Origin of the sequence: Pseudaminobacter soli (ex Li et al. 2025) (genome assembly GCF_029892515.1) — a bacterium.
In the GTDB taxonomy this organism is placed as follows: Bacteria; Pseudomonadota; Alphaproteobacteria; order Rhizobiales; family Rhizobiaceae; genus Pseudaminobacter; species Pseudaminobacter soli_A.
On record NZ_JARXVF010000005.1, the window covers coordinates 35,331 to 52,546 of the forward strand.

Annotated in this window: 17 protein-coding genes; all 17 read left to right on the forward strand. The window is 63.5% G+C overall.

The features are described from left to right. Window positions 1-3: 3 nt before the first annotated feature. The 17 genes from flgA (at window position 4) to flgK (ending at window position 17,212) form a co-directional block, all read left to right on the forward strand. Window positions 4-477, forward strand: a complete 474-nt coding sequence (gene flgA, locus M2281_RS19740; RefSeq protein WP_280822896.1) for a flagellar basal body P-ring formation chaperone FlgA — start codon at window positions 4-6, stop codon at window positions 475-477. Then, window positions 474-1,715, forward strand: a complete 1,242-nt coding sequence (locus M2281_RS19745) for a flagellar basal body P-ring protein FlgI (RefSeq protein ID WP_280822897.1) — start codon at window positions 474-476, stop codon at window positions 1,713-1,715. Before flgA ends, M2281_RS19745 begins: the two co-directional genes overlap by 4 nt. Before the next feature lie 11 nt (window positions 1,716-1,726). Next, window positions 1,727-2,305, forward strand: a complete 579-nt coding sequence (locus M2281_RS19750) for a MotE family protein (protein ID WP_280822898.1) — start codon at window positions 1,727-1,729, stop codon at window positions 2,303-2,305. Then, on the forward strand, window positions 2,302-3,003 hold the full coding sequence (flgH, locus tag M2281_RS19755; RefSeq protein ID WP_280822899.1) for a flagellar basal body L-ring protein FlgH: 702 nt from the start codon (window positions 2,302-2,304) through the stop codon (window positions 3,001-3,003). The genes M2281_RS19750 and flgH overlap by 4 nt, the downstream gene beginning before the upstream one ends. An 18-nt stretch (window positions 3,004-3,021) precedes the next feature. Further along, on the forward strand, window positions 3,022-3,510 hold the full coding sequence (locus tag M2281_RS19760) for a flagellar basal body-associated FliL family protein (protein ID WP_280822900.1): 489 nt from the start codon (window positions 3,022-3,024) through the stop codon (window positions 3,508-3,510). Beyond that, window positions 3,507-4,238: a flagellar type III secretion system pore protein FliP gene (gene fliP, locus M2281_RS19765; protein ID WP_280822901.1), complete on the forward strand. Its 732-nt coding sequence runs from the start codon at window positions 3,507-3,509 to the stop codon at window positions 4,236-4,238. Before M2281_RS19760 ends, fliP begins: the two co-directional genes overlap by 4 nt. 175 nt (window positions 4,239-4,413) lie before the next feature. Further along, on the forward strand, window positions 4,414-5,346 hold the full coding sequence (locus M2281_RS19770) for a flagellin (RefSeq protein ID WP_280822902.1): 933 nt from the start codon (window positions 4,414-4,416) through the stop codon (window positions 5,344-5,346). A 251-nt stretch (window positions 5,347-5,597) separates the two neighbouring features. Beyond that, window positions 5,598-6,524 carry a flagellin gene (locus tag M2281_RS19775; protein WP_280822903.1) on the forward strand — a complete coding sequence of 309 codons (927 nt, stop codon included), beginning with the start codon at window positions 5,598-5,600 and terminating at the stop codon, window positions 6,522-6,524. Window positions 6,525-6,643: 119 nt separating this feature from the next. Beyond that, complete coding sequence (gene fliF, locus M2281_RS19780; RefSeq protein WP_280822904.1) at window positions 6,644-8,299, forward strand: flagellar basal-body MS-ring/collar protein FliF; 1,656 nt, start codon at window positions 6,644-6,646, stop codon at window positions 8,297-8,299. 9 nt (window positions 8,300-8,308) lie between these two features. Next, the gene (locus M2281_RS19785; RefSeq protein ID WP_280822905.1) at window positions 8,309-8,947 is read left to right on the forward strand and encodes a hypothetical protein; all 639 of its coding nucleotides are present in this window, start codon (window positions 8,309-8,311) and stop codon (window positions 8,945-8,947) included. Next, window positions 8,944-10,242, forward strand: coding sequence for a MotB family protein (locus M2281_RS19790; RefSeq protein WP_280822906.1), 1,299 nt, complete (start codon window positions 8,944-8,946; stop codon window positions 10,240-10,242). Before M2281_RS19785 ends, M2281_RS19790 begins: the two co-directional genes overlap by 4 nt. Next, the gene (locus tag M2281_RS19795; protein WP_280822907.1) at window positions 10,239-11,534 is read left to right on the forward strand and encodes a chemotaxis protein MotC; all 1,296 of its coding nucleotides are present in this window, start codon (window positions 10,239-10,241) and stop codon (window positions 11,532-11,534) included. Before M2281_RS19790 ends, M2281_RS19795 begins: the two co-directional genes overlap by 4 nt. Further along, window positions 11,531-12,934 carry a flagellar hook-length control protein FliK gene (locus tag M2281_RS19800; RefSeq protein WP_280822908.1) on the forward strand — a complete coding sequence of 468 codons (1,404 nt, stop codon included), beginning with the start codon at window positions 11,531-11,533 and terminating at the stop codon, window positions 12,932-12,934. Before M2281_RS19795 ends, M2281_RS19800 begins: the two co-directional genes overlap by 4 nt. After that, the gene (locus M2281_RS19805; RefSeq protein WP_425537770.1) at window positions 12,900-13,454 is read left to right on the forward strand and encodes a transglycosylase SLT domain-containing protein; all 555 of its coding nucleotides are present in this window, start codon (window positions 12,900-12,902) and stop codon (window positions 13,452-13,454) included. Before M2281_RS19800 ends, M2281_RS19805 begins: the two co-directional genes overlap by 35 nt. 224 nt (window positions 13,455-13,678) lie before the next feature. After that, window positions 13,679-14,347 carry a response regulator transcription factor gene (locus tag M2281_RS19810; protein ID WP_280822909.1) on the forward strand — a complete coding sequence of 223 codons (669 nt, stop codon included), beginning with the start codon at window positions 13,679-13,681 and terminating at the stop codon, window positions 14,345-14,347. Window positions 14,348-14,471: 124 nt separating this feature from the next. After that, a complete protein-coding gene (locus M2281_RS19815) occupies window positions 14,472-15,740 on the forward strand; it encodes a flagellar hook protein FlgE (RefSeq protein WP_280822910.1) in 1,269 nt (422 codons plus the stop codon). A 26-nt stretch (window positions 15,741-15,766) separates the two neighbouring features. Next, window positions 15,767-17,212, forward strand: coding sequence for a flagellar hook-associated protein FlgK (flgK, locus tag M2281_RS19820; protein ID WP_280822911.1), 1,446 nt, complete (start codon window positions 15,767-15,769; stop codon window positions 17,210-17,212). The last annotated feature ends 4 nt before the right edge of the window (window positions 17,213-17,216 follow it).

Below are 17,216 nucleotides of genomic sequence, written 5' to 3' on the forward strand. Positions count from 1 at the left end.
AGCATGACGTCGCGCCCCTTTCACCGTCTCGTCGTTACGGCCACAGCCGGCCTGGCGCTGATTGCGGGCGCCGCGCCGGCATTGGCCGGAGAGACGGTGACGGTCACCAGTCGCGTCATCTACCCCGGCGAAGCCATTCCGGCCGATGCACTGAGGGAAGTGGTGCTGCGCGACGGCAAGGTCCCGCCCTCCGCCGTCGCCATGTCGATGAACGACATCGAAGGCAAGGTCGCCCGCCGCACGCTTTTGCCCGGACGCTACATTCCGATGGCAGCCGTGCGCGACGCCTGGCTGGTCGAACAGGGAGCGTCGGTGCAGCTGGTCTTCGTCTCGGGTCCGCTCACCATTTCAGCAGCCGCAGTCACGCTGCAGCCAGGTTCTGCCGGAGATCTCGTGAAGGTTCGCAACGTCGATAGCGGCAAGGTCATCAGCGGCACCGTGATGGCCGACGGCACAATTCGGGTCAGCGATCTATGATCCGTGCATTCACCCTTGCCCTGGCTGTTCTCCTCGGATTGCAGCCCGCACTCGCCGATGGCCCCGAGGGCCAGCTTCCCGGCACCTTGAAAGGTCCCGTCGCGGGTGCCCCCTTGGCCGCGGGCGGTGTCGACGGCGGTGGCTTTGTCACCGACAGCCGCTATGCCAACAGCCACATCCCCGGCTCGGGCGGCCCGATCTCGCGCATCAAGGACATTGCGCAGCTTCAGAGCTCGCGCGACAACCAGTTGGTCGGCTACGGCCTCGTGATCGGCCTGCAGGGCACGGGCGACAGCCTGCGCAACGCGCCCTTCACCGAGCAGTCGATCCGCGCCATGCTGGAGAATCTCGGCATCGCCAGCGAAGGTGGCCGCACGCGCGCCAAGAACGTCGCCGCTGTCATCGTCACCGCAAACATGCCGCCCTTCGTGCAGTCCGGCGCCCGCATCGACGTCACCGTCTCATCAATGGGCGACGCCAGTTCGCTGCAGGGCGGCACGCTGATCATGACGCCGATGAAGGCGGCGGACGGCGAAATCTATGCCGTTGCCCAGGGACCGGTCTTCATTTCCGGCTTCGACGCGCAGGGGCAGGCCCAACGCGTCACCGAGGGCGTGCCGACTGCCGGCCGCGTGCCCAATGGCGCGATCGTCGAGCGCCAGGTACAGGCCGCACTCGGCGACCAGGCCGTGCTGACGCTGCAGTTGCGCAATGCAGACTACTCGACCGCGGTGCGCGTCGCGGACGTGATCAACGAATACTCCTCCGCGCGCTTCGGCAAGCGTGTTGCGGCGGAGCAGGATGCGCGGACGGTTATGATCCGCCGGCCGCAAGGCATCTCCACGGCCCGCTTCTACGCAGAGCTCGAGAACCTGGTGGTCGAAACCGACGCCCCGGCTCGCGTCGTCGTCGACGAACGCACCGGCACCATCGTGATTGGTCAGGACGTGCGGATCTCCCGTGTTGCCATCAGCCACGGCACGCTGACGGTGCGCGTCACCGAGATGCCCAAGATCGTGCAGCCAGAGCCGTTCTCGCGCGGCGTCACCGCCGTCGAACCTTCCACGGCCATCGACGTGGCCCAGCCGAACGCCAGGGTCGCCATCCTCGACGGACCGAATCTTGAAACGCTCGTCGCCGGTCTCAACCGTCTCGGCGTGAAGCCGGCGGGCATCATCGCCATCCTTCAGGGCATCAAATCTGCCGGCGCCCTGCAGGCCGACCTTGTGCTGCAATAGGTGGACCGCCGATGACCGCGCTTCCCCTTTCCCAGACCTCCACGCTCCGGAGCCGGTTGCTGGCAGGCATTGCCGCAACACTGCTGTTGTGCGCCAGCCCGGCGGCCGCCGAAATGGCCTCCAACGAGGAAGCGCCCCAGCCGGCAAGCGCCGAAACGACCGGTGCCGTCCCGCCTGCCGGCGCTGAACCGCAGCAGACCGAGATCGAGCGCTTCTGCTCCAACATCACCGACGCCGCCCGCGACCGTCGCTACGCGCTGCAGCGGCAGGAACTGGAAACGCTGCAGCAAGACATCGATCAGCGCATGAAGCTGCTGGAGGAAAAGCGCGCCGAATACGAAGGCTGGCTCAAGCGCCGCAATGATTTCCTGTCGAAGACCGAGGACAGCGTCGTCAAGATCTACTCGACTATGAAGCCCGATGCCGCCGCCGAGCGGTTGGCGGCGGTGGACGTGCTCGTCGCCGCAGGCATCCTGATGAAGCTCGACGCCCGCAAGGCAGGCGTGATCCTCAATGAAATGAACAGCAAAGCCGCCGCCGCGCTGACCGCCATCATGGCCAGCGCCACGCGCAAGGAAGACCCTTCATGAAACGCCTCGCCCTTGTTGCCCTGGCCGTGACGGCCCTGTCGGGCTGCGCGACCAGGCCCGAAGAGATCGGCAAGGAGCCCTCGCTCTCCCCCGTTGGGACGGGGTTGGGACGGCCGCCCGAACTCTACAGCTATCCCCAGCAGCCGGCCACGCCGGGCAGGCGCTATTCGCTTTGGGACGACCGCGCGCAGCGGCTGTTCACCGACGCGCGCGCGCTGTCGCCCGGCGACATCCTCACCGTCAAGATCGAGATCAACGACCGCGCCCGCTTCAAGAACGAATCCGATCGCGACCGCACGGTTGGTCGAAAGCTCGGCGCCGGCATGAATTTTGGCTGGAATGGTACCAAGCAGGGCGGCTCCCTCGACGCCAATGTCAATTCCAACACATCGACCAAGGGTTCCGGCAGGACCGAGCGTTCGGAAACCATCGAGCTGTCGGTTGCCGCGGTCGTCGGCGACGTGCTGCCAAATGGCAATCTGGTCATCAGCGGCTCGCAGGAAGTGCGCGTGAACGCGGAGCTGCGTGTGCTCACCATCGCCGGCATCGTTCGGCCCCAGGACATCGGGCCGAACAACACCATTCCCTACGACCGCATTGCCGAGGCGCGCATTTCCTATGGCGGTCGCGGCCGCCTGACCGAGGTCCAGCAGCCGCCATACGGCCAGCAGATCCTCGACAATGTGCTGCCCTTCTAGACCTGGGAACCTTACGCCATGTCGATGATCGAGCTAGCAGATCCCAAAGCCAAAGGGCCTTCCCTGCTCATCCAGGGCGCAGTGCTGCTGGTCATGACCTTGGCCGCAGTGGGGCTCGGCTGGGTTTCCGGCCAGTATCTGTACCGCGACCAGGACACCAAGACCGAAGAGGCTGCTTCGCATGACGGCCGCGCGGCCGAGAAACCAGCCGAAGCGGAAGCACACCGCGTCGAGGTCAAGCTCGCCCCATTGACCACCAACCTCGCCGTGCCGAACGACATGTGGCTGCGTATGGAAGCATCCATCGTGCTTGACGGTCCTGCACCGCAAACGCTCGCCGACGACATCCACCAGGACTTTCTCGCCTACCTGCGCACCCTTCGCGTCTATCAGATCGAAGGAGCCACGGGCCTCCGCAACCTGAAGGCCGATCTTGAAGATCGGGCCAGGATCCGCAGCGACGGTCACGTCAAGCAGGTGCTCATCCAAACACTGCTGTTCGAATGAAAAAGCTCTCCCTTACCGCCCTTGCCCTGATCGCGACCGTAACGGCTGCGAGCGCACAGCAGATCAACCTCGGAGCCATCGGCCAAGCTGACGGCGCGACCGTCGGCTACATCATCCAGATGTTCGGCCTGCTCACCGTGCTTTCGGTGGCGCCGGGCCTGCTCATCATGGTGACGAGCTTCACGCGCTTCGTCATCGCATTTTCGATCCTGCGCGCCGGCATGGGCCTGCAGTCGACGCCAGCCAACCTGATCCTGATCAGCCTTTCGCTGTTCATGACCTTTTATGTCATGGCGCCGACCTTCGACCAGGCGTGGAACAACGGCGTCAAGCCCCTGATGAACAACGAGATCACCCAGCAGCAAGCGTTGGAGCGCATCTCCGATCCGTTCCGCCAGTTCATGGTCAAGCATGTGCGCGACAAGGACTTCGACCTTTTCGCCGACCTCGCCCGCGAAAAGGGTCAGACGATTTCGCGCGAGAATGTAGACCTGCGCGTGCTGGTGCCGGCCTTCATGATCTCGGAAATCCGCCGCGGCTTCGAAATCGGCTTCCTGATCGTGCTGCCCTTCCTGGTCATCGACCTGATCGTTGCGACCATCACCATGGCCATGGGCATGATGATGCTGCCGCCGACCGTCGTGTCGCTGCCCTTCAAGATCCTCTTCTTCGTGCTTATCGACGGCTGGAACCTGCTCGTCGGCAGCCTGGTGAGGTCGTTCTCTTAACGTTTATGGTGAACGTTTCCTTTACGTTATCCTTTTGTTAGGGATGTCCTGGCATAAAGGTCGCAAGACAGGACGGGGTGGTCCCACGCGGATCATAGGCATGATGCCGCTCCGTCCTGGCCGGTAACTTCCGGCATGTCCCCCAAATCACGTCGCCGTAAGGGACAACGACAACATGGCCAGCATTCTCACCAACGCGTCCGCTCTGACCGCTCTCCAGAGCCTCAGCGCCACCAACAAGAACCTCTCCGTCACCCAGGCTCGCATCTCGACCGGCATGCGTGTCGCCGAGGCTTCCGACAACGCCGCCTACTGGTCGATCGCCACCACCATGCGCTCCGACAACAAGGCTAATTCTGTCATCCAGGACGCACTTGGCCTCGGTGCAGCCAAGGTGGACACCGCCTACACGGCGATGAATTCGTCCCTCGACGTCGTCGATCAGATCAAGCAGAAGGTGCTACTCGCCAAGACCTCTTCTGACGACAATCGCGCAAAGATCCAGACCGAGATCGCCACGCTACAGGCCCAGCTCAAGGACAACATCGCCGGCGCCAACTATGCAGGCTCCAACCTGCTGCAGACCGACTCGACAGATACGGCCAACACCAAGCTGACGGTGATGACCTCCTACACTCGTGATTCGTCGGGCAAGGTGTCGATCGGCACGATCGATATCGACTTCTCGAAGACGCGTCTCATCGACTCGGACGCGGCCGGTGCCAACACCGGCATGCTCGATACCGAGTTTACCACCGCGGGCGCTGGCGCCGTAACGGCATCGATCCTCACCCTGGACGTGAAGGCGACCGGCCTGGACGGCACCGACTTCGACGATATGCTGAAGGGCGTCGAAGATGCTCTCAAGAAGATGGCCACCGGCGCGGCCGAACTTGGTGCATCCAAGTCGCGCATCGACATGCAGAAGGACTTCGTATCCAAGCTGTCCGACTCGATCGATCGCGGCGTCGGCCAGCTCGTTGACGCTGACATGAACAAGGAATCGACGCGCCTGCAGGCCCTGCAGGTCCAGCAGCAGCTCGGCATCCAGGCGCTGTCGATCGCGAACGGCAACGCTCAGTCGATCCTGTCGCTGTTCAAGGGCTGACGTCTAGATTCAGCTAAGGGCATCCAGGCCGCGCTCTTCTGGGGCGCGGCCTTTTTCATTTCCGAGATCTTTTTCAATTTGCTCACACATTTACCCTTCCGATTATCTCTTTGGTAGGAAATCGGCTTCATAAGGTGAGACACAAAGGACGGATTGGTCCGACACGGATCATAGGCATGATGCCGCTCTGTCCTAGCCGGTAACTTCCGGCATGTCCCTAGTAACATTTGTAACAAAAAGGGGCAGGACCTATGTCCAGCATTCTCACCAACGCATCCGCTCTGACCGCTCTCCAGAGCCTCAACGCCACCAACAAGAACCTCTCGGTCACGCAGGGCCGCATCTCGACCGGCATGCGCGTCGCCGAGGCTTCGGACAACGCTGCCTACTGGTCGATCGCCACGACCATGCGCTCGGACAACAAGGCCAACTCGGTCATCCAGGACGCGCTCGGCCTCGGTGCAGCCAAGGTTGACACCGCCTACACGGCGATGAATTCGTCCATCAACGTCGTTGACCAGATCAAGCAGAAGGTGCTGCTGGCCAAGACCTCTTCGGACGACGACCGCGCAAAGATCCAGACCGAAATCGCCACGCTGCAGGCCCAGCTGAAGGACAACATCGCTGGCGCCAACTATGCTGGCTCCAACCTGCTGCAGACCGACTCGACCTCCACGACCGACACCAAGCTGACGGTCATGACCTCCTACAACCGTGATTCCGCGGGCAAGGTCTCGATCGGCACGATCGACGTCGACTACTCGAAGACCCAGCTCATCGACGCGGGCGGTGCCAAGGCCGGCATGCTCGACAAGGAGTTCACCACGACGGGTGGTGGCGCCCAGACGGCATCGATCCTCACCCTGGACGTCTCGGCAACTGGCCTGGACGGCAAGGATTTCGACGAAATGCTGGGCGGCATCGAAGCCGGCCTCAAGTCGATGTCCACCGGCGCGGCCGAACTCGGCGCTGCCAAGTCGCGCATCGACATGCAGAAGGACTTCGTTTCCAAGCTGTCCGACTCGATCGATCGCGGCGTTGGCCAGCTCGTCGACGCTGACATGAACAAGGAATCGACCCGTCTGCAGGCCCTGCAGGTCCAGCAGCAGCTTGGCATCCAGGCGCTGTCGATCGCCAACGGCAACAGCCAGTCGATCCTGTCGCTCTTCCGCGGCTAATCGATCTAGCATCGCTGACAGACATTGGGCCGCGCTCTTCAGGGCGCGGCCTGATACATTTTCGCACAAGCTTCGGCCTCTACTGTCCCGGCGGATAGACATGCAGGAGCCGTCCGACCGTGCCGCAGCAACTTCAGACAATCATCGAGAATCTGCAGAGCTTCGGCCCGCGCAAGCTTGGGATGATGGCCGCGGTGGCCGCCATCGTGCTCGCCGTCATCGGCCTCGGCGCGGCCTATCTCAACCGCCCCACCTACGAAACGCTCTATGTCGGGCTCGAACGCTCCGACGTGAACCAGATCGGCGTCGTGCTCGGCGAAGCGGGCATTCCCTTCGACATCGGATCGGACGGCACTTCGGTGATGGTTCCCGTCGGCAAGACCGCCAATGCCCGCATGCTGCTGGCAGAGAAGGGCCTGCCCACCAGCAGCAATGCCGGCTATGAGCTGTTCGACAATGTCGGCTCGCTCGGCCTGACCTCCTTCATGCAGCAGATCACCCGCGTGCGTGCATTGGAAGGCGAGATCGCCCGCACCATCCAGTCGATCAACGGCATCCGCGCCGCGCGGGTCCACATCGTGCTGCCCGAGCGCGCCAATTTCCGGCGCGAGGAGCAGCCGCCTTCAGCTTCGGTCGTCATTCGCGCTTCCAACGATATCGATTCCGTCAAGAGCGCAATGTCGATCCGCCAGCTCGTCGCCGCCGCCGTTCCCGGCCTGAGCGCCGACAAGGTGACGGTGCTCGATTCGAGCGGCAACCTGCTTGCCGCGGGCGACGACCCAGTCAATTCCAGCGCCAGCCGCTCGCTCGGCGTCGAGCACACGGTCGAGACGCAGATCGAGGAAAACATCCGCCGCGCTCTTGCACCCTATCTCGGGCCCGACAATTTCCGCGCCAGCGTCAAGGCCGACATCAACACCGACGCCAAGCAGACCGAGGAAACCATCTTCGATCCGGAGTCGCGCGTCGAGCGTTCGGTGCAGGTGGTACGCTCCAATGAGAATTCGAACCGCCGCGACGCAGCAGCGCCGGCCACGGTCGAACAGAACCTGCCGGAAGCCAACCTCACCCCGGCTGAAGGTCCGCAGTCTACCGAGCAGAACGAGCGCAAGGAAGAAACCACCAACTACGAAATCAACTCCAAGCGCATCGCCACCGTCAGCAACGGCTACACTGTCACCAAGATGTCGATCGCCGTCGTGGTCAACCAGCAGCGCCTGACCGAGATCCTCGGCAAGGACGCCACCCCCGAGATGATCGCGCAGCGTGTCGCCGACATCCAGAAGGTCGTGGCTTCCGCGACCGGCTTCGACCAGGGCCGTGGCGACCTGATCAACGTGTCCGCGGTCGAGTTCATCGACGGTCTGGATGGCGTGCAGGTGCCGCAGCCGGGCATGCTCGACGCGCTCGGCCAGCATATCGGCACCATCATCAACGCTGCCGCCTTCGTCGTCGTGGTGTTCCTCGTCGCCTTCTTCGGCCTGCGCCCGATGGTTGCCAGCCTCACCGGCAACAGCAGCAGCAGCAGCTCGGCGTTCGAACTGCCGTCCCCGGGCTTCGACGACATGCCTGGTTCGCTGCCTCTGCCGGGTCTCGCGAATTTGGGTGGTGGCCAGCCGTTCCAGCTGCCTCCGCTCGACGATAACCCGATGGACGACCTGCGCTGGAAGCTCAAACCGGCGCCGCAGGAACGCCTGGCCCGCATGGTCGATCTCAACGAGGAACGCACTGCGCTCATCCTGCGCAAGTGGGCCCATCAGGAAGCCGCAGGTTAAGACAGTCAGATGTCCGCATTGGCACTTTCCGATCTGCTTCAGGACTTCGGCAAGCACCCGCCACGCGCGGGTGAAGCCACCTCTGCAAGCGCCCTCCGCCACAACATCATCGAAAGCTTCATCGAGCCCGATCCCGTCCCCGACCAGGCCGATGTCATCGCAGAAGAAGTGGCGCGCGCCGAGGCGGCGTTGACCGAACGCCTCGAACAAGAGCACGCCGAAGCGCTCGAGGCGGAACGGGAGCGCCATGCTGCGGAGATGGAGGCACTTGCCCGCCGCCTCGGCGAAGAGGCCGCAGCGACCATGTCCGCACGTTTGGCCGAGATGGAAGAGCGCATCAGCGAACTGACCACGACGGCTACGGCCCGCATCGTCAGCGGGATATTGAGCGATGCGGTTCTGAGCCGCTCGCTGGAAAGCCTTGCCCACTCGATCCGCGAAGCGACGGCCGACCGCGAAGCGGTGCGCATCAAGGTGACCTCGCCGCGCTCGCTGTTCGAAGCCCTGGCTGAGGCATTGCCCGAGCGGGCCGCCTGCCTCGACCACATCGAAGCTCCGGGCTTCGACCTGACAGTCGCAATTGACGAGGACATTTTCGAAACGCGCCTTTCGGAATGGTCCGCTACGCTTTCGGAGATTTTGTCGTGAACACTGTCGACATCGGCGACGTCAAGCACGAGATCGTCATCGTCCGCCGCGGCCACGGCGACGGCGAGGAGGGCCATCACGGCGGCGTCTGGAAGATCGCCTTCGCCGACTTCATGACGGCAATGATGTGCTTCTTCCTCGTCATGTGGCTAATCAGCGTTGCCGACGAGCACACGAAAGCAGCCGTGGCGAACTACTTCAATCCGGTTCAGCTGGTCGACAAGAACTCGAGCCGCAAGAATCTCGAGGATGCCAGCGACAGCACCAACGCCGTCGGCCGCCCTGCCGAAAAGCCGCAGCCGGCCAATGCCGAGGTCGGCTCCGACGGCAAGGGCACATCCGGCCCGTCGACGGAACAAAATTCATCGGAGTCGCAGGACGCCGTGAAACGCTCCGACGAACACCTCTTTGCCGATCCCTACGCGGTGCTCGCCGAAATCGCAGCAAACTCCGGCGTGCGCCAGAACGTGAGCGACAAGGGTGATGGCGGCGCGCAGGAAGCCGGCCCCGCCACCGGCGCGTCGGGCGGCGAATCCTACCGTGACCCCTTCGCACCCGACTTTTGGTCCCAGCAGGTTGCAACGCCGCTTGCTGAAGCAAGCGCTGAGCGGGCCAAGGTCGAGGCGGCCGACGCCAAGCCGATCGAGAACAACGAGACCAAACCGGTCGAAAGCAGCGATGCCACTCCGGCCCCGTCCGGCGAACTCAAGGCGCCAGAGGACACGTCTCCGCTTCAGGAATTGGCCAAGGCCGAGAATGCGGCCAGGCTCGATGCACAGGCCAAGGCTGACGAAACCGCACCCGCACCCGCGGAGGACAAGCCGACCCCCGTTGCTGAGCAGACGGCACAAAAGCTGGCAAAGGAACTCAACGCCGCCTTCCCGCCCGGCGACAAGCTGTCCGAAGGCATTTCGGTGAAGGCCACCGCCGACGGTGTCACCATTTCGATCACCGACCAGCTCGATTTCGGCATGTTCGAGATCGGCTCGGCCGTCCCGAGGCGCGAACTGGTCCTGGCGATGGAGAAGATCGGCAAGGCACTCAGCGAGCGGCCGGGTTCGGTCACCATCAGCGGTCACACCGATGCCCGCCCGTTCCGCAGCCAGAGCTACGACAACTGGCGGCTGTCCACCGCCCGCGCCCACTCCGCTTACTACATGCTCGTGCGCGGCGGCCTGGACGAGCATCGCGTAACCGAAGTCTCGGGCTACGCCGACCGCAAGCTCAAGGATACGAGCCAACCTCTGTCGGCCGTCAACCGCCGCATCGAGATCCATCTGGAGCTGCCGCAATGATTAGGGCTACGCGGCTTGGCGGGTTTGTCGGGCTGGCGCTGCTCACGGGCGCCCTGCAGGCGCCGGCGCACGCCGAAGGCGGCACCACGCTGCTGCAGCCCTACCAGATCGTGCGCTCGCTGCAGGTGGTGCAGGATCGTATCGCCATAGGCGACATTGCCGTCATGCCTATGCAGCACAAGCTGCTGGAGATCATGGATGGCCGGCTGCGCAAGGGAAGCAAGGCGGATTTCGCCGACCAGCGGAACCTGCACGCCTTGCTCGTCTATGCCATGAGCGGTGGCAATCCCGCGACGATAAGCGTCCTGCTTTCGCGGCTCGATCTCGACGGCACCAACAGCGAAATCGGCAAGGGCCTGCTGCATTACCTGAACGGCCAGGCCCCCGAGGCTCGCGCCGCACTTGCGTCGGTCGATCCCATGACCTTGTCACCCGACCTCGGCGCTTTCGTTGCCCTTGTCAAAGGTTCGGTGGGCGCCTCCGGCGATCCGCAGGGTGCCTTGAAGCTGCTCGACCAGGCACGGCTGCTCGGGCCTGGTACGCTCGTCGAGGAAGGCGCGCTGCGCCGCTCCATCGCGCTGGCCTCCACCGTCGATGATGCCAATCGCTTCGCGCGCGCCTCGACGCAATATGCTGCGCGCTACCTGCGCTCGCCTTATGCTCCCCAGTTCGCGGACGCATTCGTGGCGGGCGTAGTCACCCTGCATGCCTCGCTCGATCTCGCCACCGTCGGCACCATCACCGCCATGATGAATCCCGAGCAGGAGCGCATCATCTATTTGCGCATCGCGCGGCGCGCCGGCATCGAGGGCCTGACCGAACTGTCAGCCTTTGCTTCCGCCAAGGCCGAAGATCGCGGCCGCAGCAACGAATCCGAAGACCCGCGTGCCCTGCTCTATTCCAGCCTGGCCGCCGTGCCTTCGGGCACCTCCGACGAAATCAACGCAAAGCTCGCGAAGATCGATCGGCGCCGGCTGTCGCAAAGCGACCAGGAACTGCTCGACGCGGTCAGCGACGTCGCGGCCAAGCTGACGGCCACACCGCCCGAACTGATACCCGAAGCAGCGACACAAACCGAGCCCGAGGTGGTGACGGCGGAGCAGGAACAGCCGATCTCGAAAGCAAAGGCAGCACCTGCGGCGCCAGCGACGCAAAAGACCGCAATCGCTCCGCAAGCGGTGCCGGCCGCTGGAAGCGCCGGAGCGCCCGCCTCAGACAATTCGGACAAGATTGTCCTGGAAACGCGCCGCAAACTCGACGAGATCGACAAACTGTTGGGAGATGTTCAATGACGATGGGCGTCAATCAGGCATTCTCCGTGCCGATGCCAAACTCGGCCAAGACGGACAAATCCGGCGCGAAAACGCAGGGCGATGATGCGGATTTCTCCGCCGCCCTCGATCAGGCCGACCCCAAGGCCGACAATGAAGGCAATGAGGGAGCCGTGGGCACCGAGCACCAGCCCGGACGCTGGTCGCGTCACGGTGGGTTCGGCGTAAAGACCGCCGGGCGCGGTCAAGACGGCGCCCGCGGCAAAGAAGGCGCCGAGGCGACCGAAGAGTCCGACGCCAGCGATGTGAGTGCGCAGGCAAAGACTGCCGGCACACCGCTTTCGGCGCTGATGGTCGCTCGAGAGCTGGATATGCGCACGGAACGAGCCGGAACAGGCGGGCGTGCCGAAGGCACTGGCTCGCGCCCGACCATGCGCGGCGACACGGCAGGCAGCGAGCCCGATATCAAGATCGACCTCGACCCCGCGTCGGTCGCGGCAGCCGAGCGCGCAGCCCGCAGCGAGGCTGGCCGCCCGGCAAGTGCGAACAGCAAGAGCGCCGCCGCCTCCACCGGCAATGTTCTCGCGGCCAACGCGCGCACCGATGGATCGACCGCTACCGGAAACGAAGCTCGGACCGGAGCCGGCCGCATGTCGAGCGCAGCCGCTCTCAACCTGTCGCTGACGCCGACAGCCAGCGAAGGCGAAACGATCGCCGCACCGACCGACGCCACACTATCCCCCGACCGCGACTTCCTGCGTACGCTCGGAGCGAACAGCAACAGTGGCCGGTCACAGGTCGACGGCTTCGGGCGCCGCACCGACGCAAAGAGCGAGCGCGTCACCGTCGTTGCCCAGCAGAACATCCCCGCCCCCGTGGCGCAACCCAGTGCATCCACGTCGACGGCGCTAGCCAATCTCATCTCGGCTGATCCCAGCTGGCGCTCGGCCGCCGCGCAGCCGTTCCAGCAGGTGGGCGCACAACCCGGCCTGACTTCTGCCCACACGCTGAAGCTCCAGCTGCACCCGGCCGAGCTCGGCATGGTCACGGCCAACCTGCGTTTCAGCGGCGACCAGCTGACCGTCGAGCTACGCGTGGAAAACGCCGAGGCCTATCGCCGGCTGACGGCCGACAGCGAAACCATCGTCAAGTCGCTGCGCTCCATGGGACTGAGCATCGACCAGGTCACCATCCAGCAGCCACAGTCCTCCTCCTCGGCACAGGGCGGAGCCGACGGCAACAACGCCTCCGCAGGCTTCGGCCCGCGCGACCAGCAGTCCTTCAGCTCCGCAGGATCGGGCGGCAATGGCAACGATACTGGCGGCCAGCAATTCGCAAGGAATGAGAATGACGGCGCATACGGGTCCGAGGGTGCTGCACCGGCTTCTGCGAACCGCGCTGACGGCGGCGTTTATATCTAGCGCCGGCGCCGGCTTCGCAGCCGCATCCGGCAATCCGTGCGAACCCGAGATCCTGCGCGCCGCCGACCGGTATGGCGTGCCGGTGGGAATTCTCTACGCCGTCGGCCTGACCGAGACCGGCCGCAAGGGAAGCTTGCAGCCGAACGCCATGAACATCGAAGGCAAGGCTGTGTTTTCGCGCTCGCCAGAAGAGGCGCTGACGACCTTCTACGCCGCCCGCCGCAGCGGCGCCAAGCTCATCGACCTCGGCTGTATGCAGATCAACCATCACTACCATGGCGATCACTTCCGCAGCGTCGAGGAGATGCTCGACCCTCGTCGCAATGTCGATTACGCCGCACGTTTCCTCGTCAGTTTGCATGCGCAACATATGACCTGGTCGATGGCGGTGGCGCGTTATCACGCGGGTCCCAACAACGATCCGGCGCAAAAACAATATGTTTGCCGCGTCATCGCCAACATGGTTGCCACAGGTTTTGGCAAGTGGACGAGCAACGCCCGCTCCTTTTGCAATCAATAGTGGCATCATTTACCAGCTGATGTTCGACGTCAGACTCTGAAACCGTTGCGAACACTGGTTTTGGCGATTCGGGGTAAGCCCAAAGCTGACTCTAGGGAATTGCAACCCATGCGATTCCCGACTCCCAAGAAAACATCCACAAGAATTGATGGTTTTTCAGGATTCCCGGCAGCGTTTACGACTTGACCCGTTCAGGCATTACATCTGATTCGGAGGGCGGGCCGATGATCGTGATCGTGGACGAGCGAGAGCTCGTCAAACAAGGTTTTTCGTCGCTTTTCGACCGGGAAGGCGTGGCGAGCGCAGGCTTTCGCTCGGAGGAATTCGGCGAATGGGTCGAAAGCGCGGCCGAATCCGATCTTAAGTCGGTGAGTGCTTTTCTTATCGGCGATTGCGGCGAAGATAAGATCTCCCCGCGCCGGCTTCGCGACCGCAGCGGCGCGCCGGTGATCGCGCTCAGCGAGCATCATTCGCTGGAAAACACCCTCAAGCTGTTTGAATCCGGCGTGGACGATGTGGTTCACAAGCCGGTGCACATTCGCGAGATCCTGGCTCGCATCACGGCGATCCGCCGTCGCACCCAGGAAGAGGCCAACTACACCGAGATTGGCCCGATGCGCATCTTCCTCGATGGCCGCGATCCCGAGATCAATGGCGAGCCGATGCCGCTGCCGCGGCGCGAGCGCCGCATCCTCGAATATCTAGCGACCAACAGCGGCCGTCGCGTCACCAAGACCCAGGTCTTCAACGCGATCTACGGCATCTTCGACGACGAGGTCGAGGAGAACGTCGTCGAAAGCCACATCAGCAAGCTGCGCAAGAAACTGCGCGAGAAGCTGGGCTTCGATCCGATCGATTCCAAGCGTTTCCTTGGCTACCGCCTGGTCGTTTGATGGTTTGGGCGCATACCGACTTCGCTGGACGTTTTGACCACGCCGAGTGCGGCTGCGCCAGCTTCACGCAAGTCAGGAAATCTACCCTGCCTGGCCAGAGCCCGGAAAATCAGGAGACGTTTCTATGAGCTTGTATGGAATGATGCGCACCGGCGTGTCCGGCATGAACGCACAGGCCAATCGCCTGTCGGCCGTTGCCGACAACATCGCCAACTCGAGCACGACTGGCTACAAGCGTTCGAGCGCGGAATTCTCCTCTCTCATCATCCCGACCGTCACCGGCAACTACACGTCCGGCGGCGTGACCACGACGATCCGCACTTCGATCAGCCAGCAGGGCGATCTCAAATACACCACCTCGGGCAGTGACCTCGCCATCAACGGCTCAGGCTTCTTCGTAGTGCAGAACACGGGCGGCGGCGCGCCGGTCCTGACGCGCGCGGGCTCTTTCGTGCCTGATGCACAAGGTCGCCTCGTCAACGCTGCCGGCTTCCAGCTCATGGGCTACAGCTACGCCAACGGCGACCCAAGCGTCGTGGCAAACGGCCTCGGCGGCCTGCTCCCGGTCACGATCTCGCAGACCGATCTGGTCGCGATCCCTTCGGCCAAGGGCGTCTTCACCGCCAACCTGCCCGCCAATGCGGACGTCGTCCCGGCCGCCGACCTGCCTTCGGCCAACGCCACCACTGCAACCTACTCGGCCAAGTCATCGCTGGTCTCCTATGACCATCTCGGCGGCGAGCAGCTCCTCGACGTCTACTACACCAAGACCGGCCCCAACACTTGGGAAGTCGCGATCTTCAAGCAGTCGGATGCGGCGGCGAACACTTCGTTCCCATATGGCGGCGACGGACTGATCGGCACGCAGACCCTGACCTTCGATCCGTCCAACGGCAAGCTCACCACGACACCGCTGACTGCGACTGCAACCATCCCTGGACCGCCTCCGCAGTCGATCGACCTCGACCTCTCCAAGATGACGCAGCTCGACAAGAGCTACACCGTCGTCGACGCAAAGGTCGATGGCGCGGCTCCGGCCGGGATCAAAGGCGTGCAGATCGCCGCAAACGGCGTCGTATACGCACAATACGAGAACGGCGCATTGAAGCCGATCTTCCGTATCCCCGTCGCCGACGTGCCGAGCCCCGACCTCATGCAGGTGCTGCCCGGCAACGTCTTCGCTCCGACCGGCGACTCCGGCACGGTTCAGTTGGGTTTCCCGAATGAGGGCGGCAAAGGCAAGGTCGTCGCCGGCGCTCTCGAAAACTCCAACGTCGATGTCGCGCAGGAACTCACGGACATGATCGAATCGCAGCGCACCTACACTGCGAATTCGAAAGTGTTCCAGACCGGCGCCGATCTCATGGACATTCTGGTCAACCTGAAAAGGTAAGCCAGGCGACCGAACAGGAATAAGGCATGTCACTAGCCACCGCACTCAACATCGCGCAATCGTCGCTTCTCAACACCAGCCGCCAGACAACGGTTGTCTCGCGCAACGTGCAGGAAGAGAAGAACAGCGACTACGCACGGCGCACAGCGGTGCTATCCAGCCTGGCTCCCGGTGCGCGCGTTGTAGTCATACAGCGCGCCACCAGCGAACAGCTCTTCCGTCAAAATCTCGTGGCCACGTCCGCCTGGAGCGCCCAAAACACGCTCGTCAGCGGGCTGGACCGCCTCGACCTGTCCGTGAATGGCGTCGACGGCGCCTTGACGCCAGCGTCTGCGATCACTGAACTGCATAAGGCGTTGCAGATCTATTCGGCCACGCCTTCCAACCGCACGCTGGCCGACAACGCGGTCAACGCTGCGCGGCAGGCCGTCGCCAGCCTGAACTCGGGTGCGGCCGCCATTCAGACGTTCCGCGCCGAGGCCGACCAGGAAATCGCCACCTCCGTCAACGACCTCAATTCGCTCCTGTCTCAGTTCAAGGATGCCAACAACGAGATCGTCGCCGGCACGCGTACGGGCCGTGACGTAAACGACGCGCTCGACCAGCGAGACGCGCTTTTGAAGAAGATCTCGGAATATGTTCCGATCTCCACCTTCACGCGCAGCGACAACGACATGGTCATCACGACCACCGACGGCATGACGCTATTCGAGACAGTTCCTCGCAGCGTTACCTTCGAGCCCTCCCCAGCCTATGCGCCGGGTGCTGCAGGCAATCAGATCTACATCGACCGCGTGCCGGTCGCGATGGGCGTAGGCGGCAACACCAATGCGGGCGGCAAGCTAGGCAGCCTGCTGCAGCTGCGCGACGGCGTGGCCGTCACCATGCAGCGTCAGCTTGACGAAGTCGCACGCGGCCTGATCACCGCCTTTGCCGAAAAAGATCCCTCCGGCGCCAACCCCGATGCAGCGGGGCTATTCACGTGGCCTGGCGCACCTGCCGTGCCGGCGGCTGGCACGCTGATCGATGGTTTGGCCGGCCAGATCTCGCTCAACAACGCTTTCGTCAGCAATCCCGAATTGCTGCGCGATGGCGGCGCCAATGGCGCAGCCTACGTGCAGAATTCCAGCGGCTCTTCCTATGCGGCCCTGCTGATTTCCTACGGCGAGCGCCTCGACCAACCCATGACGTTCGATCCCGCAGCGGGCAATGGCGACAAGGCGAGCCTGAGCGGCTACTCGGCCAATTCGGTGGGCTGGTATCAGGCCTTGCGCAAGGAAGCGTCGACCGCGGCAGATGCCAAGGAAGCCCTTGCCGTCCGCACCGGCGAGGCCCTGTCCAACGACACCGGGGTCAATGTCGACATGGAAATGTCGAACCTTCTCGATCTCGAGCACTCGTATCAAGCGTCGGCGCGTCTCATCAAGGCAGTCGACGACATGTTGTCGGCTCTGCTGGATGCAGTGAGGTAATGCA

What these genes read in the sequence shown, in the direction of transcription:
- M2281_RS19775 (WP_280822903.1), top strand. Translation starts at nt 5,598, where the DNA reads ATGTCCAGCATTCTCACCAACGCATCCGCTCTGACCGCTCTCCAGAGC.
- M2281_RS19785 (WP_280822905.1), top strand. Translation starts at nt 8,309, where the DNA reads ATGTCCGCATTGGCACTTTCCGATCTGCTTCAGGACTTCGGCAAGCAC.
- M2281_RS19795 (WP_280822907.1), top strand. Translation starts at nt 10,239, where the DNA reads ATGATTAGGGCTACGCGGCTTGGCGGGTTTGTCGGGCTGGCGCTGCTC.
- M2281_RS19800 (WP_280822908.1), top strand. Translation starts at nt 11,531, where the DNA reads ATGACGATGGGCGTCAATCAGGCATTCTCCGTGCCGATGCCAAACTCG.
- M2281_RS19815 (WP_280822910.1), top strand. Translation starts at nt 14,472, where the DNA reads ATGAGCTTGTATGGAATGATGCGCACCGGCGTGTCCGGCATGAACGCA.
- M2281_RS19810 (WP_280822909.1), top strand. Translation starts at nt 13,679, where the DNA reads ATGATCGTGATCGTGGACGAGCGAGAGCTCGTCAAACAAGGTTTTTCG.
- flgH (WP_280822899.1), top strand. Translation starts at nt 2,302, where the DNA reads ATGAAACGCCTCGCCCTTGTTGCCCTGGCCGTGACGGCCCTGTCGGGC.
- M2281_RS19750 (WP_280822898.1), top strand. Translation starts at nt 1,727, where the DNA reads ATGACCGCGCTTCCCCTTTCCCAGACCTCCACGCTCCGGAGCCGGTTG.
- fliP (WP_280822901.1), top strand. Translation starts at nt 3,507, where the DNA reads ATGAAAAAGCTCTCCCTTACCGCCCTTGCCCTGATCGCGACCGTAACG.
- M2281_RS19745 (WP_280822897.1), top strand. Translation starts at nt 474, where the DNA reads ATGATCCGTGCATTCACCCTTGCCCTGGCTGTTCTCCTCGGATTGCAG.
- M2281_RS19770 (WP_280822902.1), top strand. Translation starts at nt 4,414, where the DNA reads ATGGCCAGCATTCTCACCAACGCGTCCGCTCTGACCGCTCTCCAGAGC.
- flgK (WP_280822911.1), top strand. Translation starts at nt 15,767, where the DNA reads ATGTCACTAGCCACCGCACTCAACATCGCGCAATCGTCGCTTCTCAAC.
- flgA (WP_280822896.1), top strand. Translation starts at nt 4, where the DNA reads ATGACGTCGCGCCCCTTTCACCGTCTCGTCGTTACGGCCACAGCCGGC.
- M2281_RS19760 (WP_280822900.1), top strand. Translation starts at nt 3,022, where the DNA reads ATGTCGATGATCGAGCTAGCAGATCCCAAAGCCAAAGGGCCTTCCCTG.